At 65.6% G+C, this 4,545-nt stretch carries 5 protein-coding genes; 2 read left to right on the top strand and 3 right to left on the bottom strand.

The annotated features are described in order from the left end of the window. The first annotated feature begins 30 nt into the window (after nucleotides 1-30). Together AB4Y84_RS13995 and AB4Y84_RS13990 are read left to right on the top strand one after the other, a co-directional pair. Nucleotides 31-981 carry an aspartate carbamoyltransferase catalytic subunit gene (locus tag AB4Y84_RS13995; protein ID WP_025874030.1) on the top strand — a complete coding sequence of 317 codons (951 nt, stop codon included), beginning with the start codon at nucleotides 31-33 and terminating at the stop codon, nucleotides 979-981. Between the two features lie 339 nt (nucleotides 982-1,320). Next, nucleotides 1,321-1,812 (top strand): REP-associated tyrosine transposase, encoded by a 492-nt coding sequence (locus AB4Y84_RS13990; protein WP_442243884.1) that lies wholly within the window; start codon nucleotides 1,321-1,323, stop codon nucleotides 1,810-1,812. 54 nt (nucleotides 1,813-1,866) lie between these two features. Here AB4Y84_RS13990 and AB4Y84_RS13985 read toward each other — a convergent pair whose 3' ends face one another. The 3 genes from AB4Y84_RS13985 to mgtE form a co-directional block, all read right to left on the bottom strand. Then, the gene (locus AB4Y84_RS13985; RefSeq protein ID WP_442243883.1) at nucleotides 1,867-2,664 is read right to left on the bottom strand and encodes a prolyl oligopeptidase family serine peptidase; all 798 of its coding nucleotides are present in this window, start codon (nucleotides 2,662-2,664) and stop codon (nucleotides 1,867-1,869) included. 70 nt (nucleotides 2,665-2,734) lie between these two features. After that, on the bottom strand, nucleotides 2,735-3,001 hold the full coding sequence (locus tag AB4Y84_RS13980; protein WP_025874027.1) for a hypothetical protein: 267 nt from the start codon (nucleotides 2,999-3,001) through the stop codon (nucleotides 2,735-2,737). 62 nt (nucleotides 3,002-3,063) lie between these two features. After that, the gene (gene mgtE, locus AB4Y84_RS13975) at nucleotides 3,064-4,425 is read right to left on the bottom strand and encodes a magnesium transporter (protein ID WP_025874026.1); all 1,362 of its coding nucleotides are present in this window, start codon (nucleotides 4,423-4,425) and stop codon (nucleotides 3,064-3,066) included. Between the last annotated feature and the right edge of the window lie 120 nt (nucleotides 4,426-4,545).

Below are 4,545 nucleotides of genomic sequence, written 5' to 3'. Positions count from 1 at the left end.
TTCCCATTCCCTGACGATACGAACCCCGCCATGACCGCCCAGCAACTCGATGACTCCGGCCGCCTGCGCCACCTGTTGACGCTTGAAGGTCTTCCCCGCGACACCCTGGTGCAATTGCTCGACCGCGCCGGCCAGATCCGCGATGCCGCGGTGGGCCGCGTCGGCAACAAGCGCCACGTGCTGGGCGGGTCGGCGGTGTGCACCCTGTTCTTCGAACCCTCCACCCGTACCCGCAGCTCGTTCCATCTGGCGGCGCAGCGGTTGGGTGCGGACGTGCTGAATTTCGACGCTTCCACCTCGTCCACGCGCAAGGGCGAAACCGCCTGCGACACGCTGAAGAACCTGGAAGCGATGGGCGTGCGTGGTTTCGTCGTACGCCACCCGGACGACGGCGCCGTGGCAGCGCTGGCTGCCGTGGCGGGCGAGGGCACCGCACTGGTCAATGCCGGCGACGGCCGCAGCTCGCACCCGACCCAGGGCCTGCTGGACATGTTGACCCTGCGCCAGGCCAAGGGCCCGGACTTCTCGAAGATGAAGGTGGTGATCGTCGGCGACGTCAAGCACTCGCGCGTGGCCCGCACCGACCTGCATGCGCTGCGCACGCTGGGCGTGGGCGAGATCCGCGTGTGTGGCCCGCAGTCGCTGCTGCCGGACGACGACACCCTGAAGGGCTGCGTGGTGGGTGATGATTTCGACGCGATGCTGGAAGGCGTCGACGCGCTGATGATGCTGCGTCTGCAGCGCGAGCGCATGGAAGAAGGTCTGGTGCCGTCGCTGGAGCAGTACCACGCGCAGTACGGCCTGAACACCGCACGCCTGGCCCGTGCCGGCAAGGATGCAGCCGTGCTGCACCCGGGCCCGATCAACCGCGGCGTGGAAGTGACCGATGAAGTGGCCGACGGCCCGCAGTCGTGGGTGCTGCGCCAGGTCGCCAACGGCGTCGCCGTACGCATGGCCGTGCTGGAAACCCTGCTGGGTTGATACCCCGCGTCCCGGTTGGGTGGGAATTCACCTTGAACTACCTTGGTGGTGCCGACCGTTGGTCGGCACATGGGGGAATCACCTTGAATTGCCTTGGTGGGTACCGACCGTTGGTCGGCACATAGGGGAATCACCTTGAACTGCCTTGGTGGGTGCCGACCGTTGGTCGGCACATAGGGGAATCACCTCGAACTGCCTCGGTAGGTGCCGACCGTTGGTCGGCACAGAGCAATCAGTCCCGTGAAGCGCTGGGCGCAACCATTGATTGGCTACAGGCCTACCTGCATCGGAGTAGTTGCCCGATAGAAGGGCACTGCCGGTAAGCACACGCTTGTGCCCATGAACCGTGCACGTCTATGCCATGGCCGCCATTCCCGGATCGGGCAATCCTACATCCTGACCACCGTCACTCAGGGGCGTCGACGCTACTTCGACGATGCCACTGCGGCGCAGGTGGTGATGGACGTCGTCCGCCGCATTGATGCTGAAGGCCTGACACACTCACTTGCCTATGTGGTCATGCCGGACCACATCCATTGGCTTGTGGAACTCCGCGCGTTCTCGCTGGATTACATCATGCAACGCTTCAAATCGAGCAGTGCATTGCGGATCAACCGCATGTTCGGCCGATCAGGGCGATTCTGGCAATCGAGCTATCACGATCACGCGATCCGCTCCGATGAATCACTGTACCGGCATGCGATGTACGTGTTGGGGAATCCGATCAGGGCAGGGCTGACCGCGCAGCTTGGTGAATATCCCCATGCGTGGTGTCGATGGGAGATTGAAGGGAGGTTCCAGGCAATTGAACACATTGGATTGGAGAGATAGTGCCGACCAACGGTCGGCACCCACCGACATACGTTTTCCAGCAGGGGCCGTGGTTCAGCGCTTCTGGGCGAACAGCCACGCCCACATCGCCGCGTCGGCGTAGGTGGCATCCCAGGCGTTGTGGTTGCCTTCCGCGTACTCGGTATAGCGCACATCACGCGCGCCGGCGGTCTGGAACGCGGCATGCAGCCGGCGATCATCATCCGGTGGCACCACATCATCCAGCGCGCCGTGGAAGATCCAGATCGGGGTGCGCTGCAACCGTTGCGCGATCACCGCATAGGGATCCGCTTCGTTCGCCACCTGCTCGACGAACAGGGTAGGGCGTACCGCACGTGGTGCCAGCACCGCACCGCAGACCGGCACGATCGCGGCAAAGCGCTTCGGATCGTCCAGCGCGATGTTCCAGCTGCCATAGCCGCCCATCGACATTCCGGTCAGGTACTGCCTTGCCGGGTCAGCGCCGAATTCGGCAATCGTGGCGTCCAGTGCCGCGATCGCCACCCGGTTGTTGCGGCCGCTCCATTCCTCGTTGCCGGGAACCTGCGGAAACACCGCCAGCGCGGGGAAGTCGGCCGCGTGCCGGCGCAGGTACGGGCCCAGGCCTGCGTGGGTCTGCTTCACGCCATCGCCGCCGCGCTCGCCGGAGCCGTGCAGGAACAGCACCACCGGCAGCGGACCAGCTGCGCGCGCGGCAGCGGCTGGAATGAACACCTGGTAGTAGGCGGTCTCGCCGTCCACCTTCACCGCGCGTGCCTCGAAGTGGCCGCGCACACCGGGCGGCGTACTGGCGCACCCGGTCATCATCAGCAGGGCCAGCAGCGGCAGCCAGCGCAGAAGCGGTCGAAGCATGGCGGTTCCCATGATGGCGATGTCGCCTCGATGGTAGTGCGCTGCGGCCGGCCCGGCATCGTGCGCCGCATCACTGCGGGCGCGGGAAGCTGGCGATGATCTCCAACTGCTCTTGGGCTTCGGCATTGCCGCCTGCGGCTGCGGCCTGAACCTGCGCCATGTCCGGGTGCAGCACCACCAGCAGCGGGTTCTCGCACACCGGGCACACGTACTCGGTGGCGTCCTCGTCCAGCTCCATCACCATTGCCCGCGAACTGCCTTTCCATTCGCAGGCCGCACAGGTGTGAAGCTGGTCGCGCCAACCCGGTGCAAAGTAGTTTTCGATCGTCGTTGCCATGGGTTGTTCCAGGTGGAATGGGGTCAGAGCCCCGCGCGGCGGGGATCCGACCCCTGATAGAGTCAGTGCAGCAGGACCATGGTGGCCAGGCCGAGGAAGGTGAAGAAGCCCATCGAGTCGGTCACCGCTGTCAGGAAGATGCCGCTGGCCAGCGCCGGATCGAAGCCGAAGCGCTTCAGGCCCAGGGGCACCAGCACGCCTGCCAGTGCCGCGAACAACAGGTTGCAGGTCAGCGCGATGGCGATCACGGCCGAGAGTCCGGGCGAGTGGAACCAGGCGAGCACGATCAGGCCCAGCACCGAGCCGAGTACCACGCCATTGAGCAGGGCCACCCGCACTTCCTTCCACAGCAGCGTGCGTGCGTTGGAACTGCCGACCTGGCCCAGTGCCAGGCCGCGCACCATCAGCGCCAGTACCTGGGTGCCGGCATTGCCGCCGAGGCCAGCGACGATCGGCATCAACACCGCCAGGGCGACCAGCTTGTCGATGGTGCCCTCGAAGTGGCCGACCACGCTGGAGGCCAGGAAGGCCGTGCACAGATTCACCGACAGCCACATCAAGCGGCGGCGCATCGCGCGCCAGACCGGGCTGAACAGATCCTCGTCCTCGTCCAGGCCGGCGGCGCCCAGCGCCTGGTGCTCGGCCTGGCCACGGATGATGTCGACCACGTCATCGATGGTGATGCGGCCGATCAGGATGTTGTTGTCATCCACCACCGGCGCGGAGATCCAGTCATGGTCGGAGAACTGCCGCGCCACCTCCTGGTCGCTTTCGCCGACATCGATGGCAGGCTGCTCATCGTCGATCAGGCGGTTGATCGGGGTGGTGTCTTCGTGGGTCACCAGCGAGGCCAGCGACACGCGGCCCAGGTACTGGTGACGGCGGCTGACTACGAACAGGTGATCGGTGTGGTCGGGCAGTTCGCCGCGCAGCCGCAGGTAGCGCAGCACCACATCGACGTTGACGTCGGCGCGCACCGTCACCACGTCCGGGTTCATCAAGCGGCCAGCGCTGTCCTCGGGGTAGGACAGCACCTGCTCCAGGCGCTCGCGGTTCTCGCGGTCCATCGACTTGAGGACTTCGTCGATGACCGTGTCCGGCAGGTCTTCGACCAGGTCGGCCAGATCGTCGATGTCGAGGTCTTCGACCGCGGCGATGATCTCGTCCGGGTCCATGTCCGCGAGCAGGCTTTCGCGCACGTCGTCGCCGACGTGGACCAGTACCTCGCCGTCATCTTCCGGATCGACCAGGCCCCAGACGATCTCGCGCTTGCCCGGCGGCAGCGATTCGAGCAGGTTGCCGATCTCGGCCGGCGCCAGAGTATTGACCAGACGGCGTACCGGGCCCAGCCGACCGCTGTCCAGTGCATCGGACAGCATCCGCAACTGGCGCGCAGTCTTGTCGTGGCGTACAGCCTCAGCCATCGCAGCTCCCGCGGGGATAAGAAAAGCCGCGATCCTGGCAAGGATGCGGCAACAGGGGTGTTCAGCGCGTCATTATCGCAAGGGGATGTTTCAGCGCATAGCCGCCGGGCATGGCGGCTA

The organism is Stenotrophomonas sp. 2YAF22, from assembly GCF_052114665.1.
Taxonomy (GTDB): domain Bacteria; phylum Pseudomonadota; class Gammaproteobacteria; order Xanthomonadales; family Xanthomonadaceae; genus Stenotrophomonas; species Stenotrophomonas indicatrix.
Note: the sequence above shows the minus strand (reverse complement) of the source record. Positions and strands in the feature narration are given on the sequence as shown.

Excerpts from the sequence above, each read along its gene's own strand:
- AB4Y84_RS13995 (WP_025874030.1), top strand. The coding sequence starts at position 31 with ATGACCGCCCAGCAACTCGATGACTCCGGCCGCCTGCGCCACCTGTTG.
- AB4Y84_RS13990 (WP_442243884.1), top strand. The coding sequence starts at position 1,321 with ATGAACCGTGCACGTCTATGCCATGGCCGCCATTCCCGGATCGGGCAA.
- AB4Y84_RS13985 (WP_442243883.1), bottom strand. The coding sequence starts at position 2,664 with ATGCTTCGACCGCTTCTGCGCTGGCTGCCGCTGCTGGCCCTGCTGATG.
- AB4Y84_RS13980 (WP_025874027.1), bottom strand. The coding sequence starts at position 3,001 with ATGGCAACGACGATCGAAAACTACTTTGCACCGGGTTGGCGCGACCAG.
- mgtE (WP_025874026.1), bottom strand. The coding sequence starts at position 4,425 with ATGGCTGAGGCTGTACGCCACGACAAGACTGCGCGCCAGTTGCGGATG.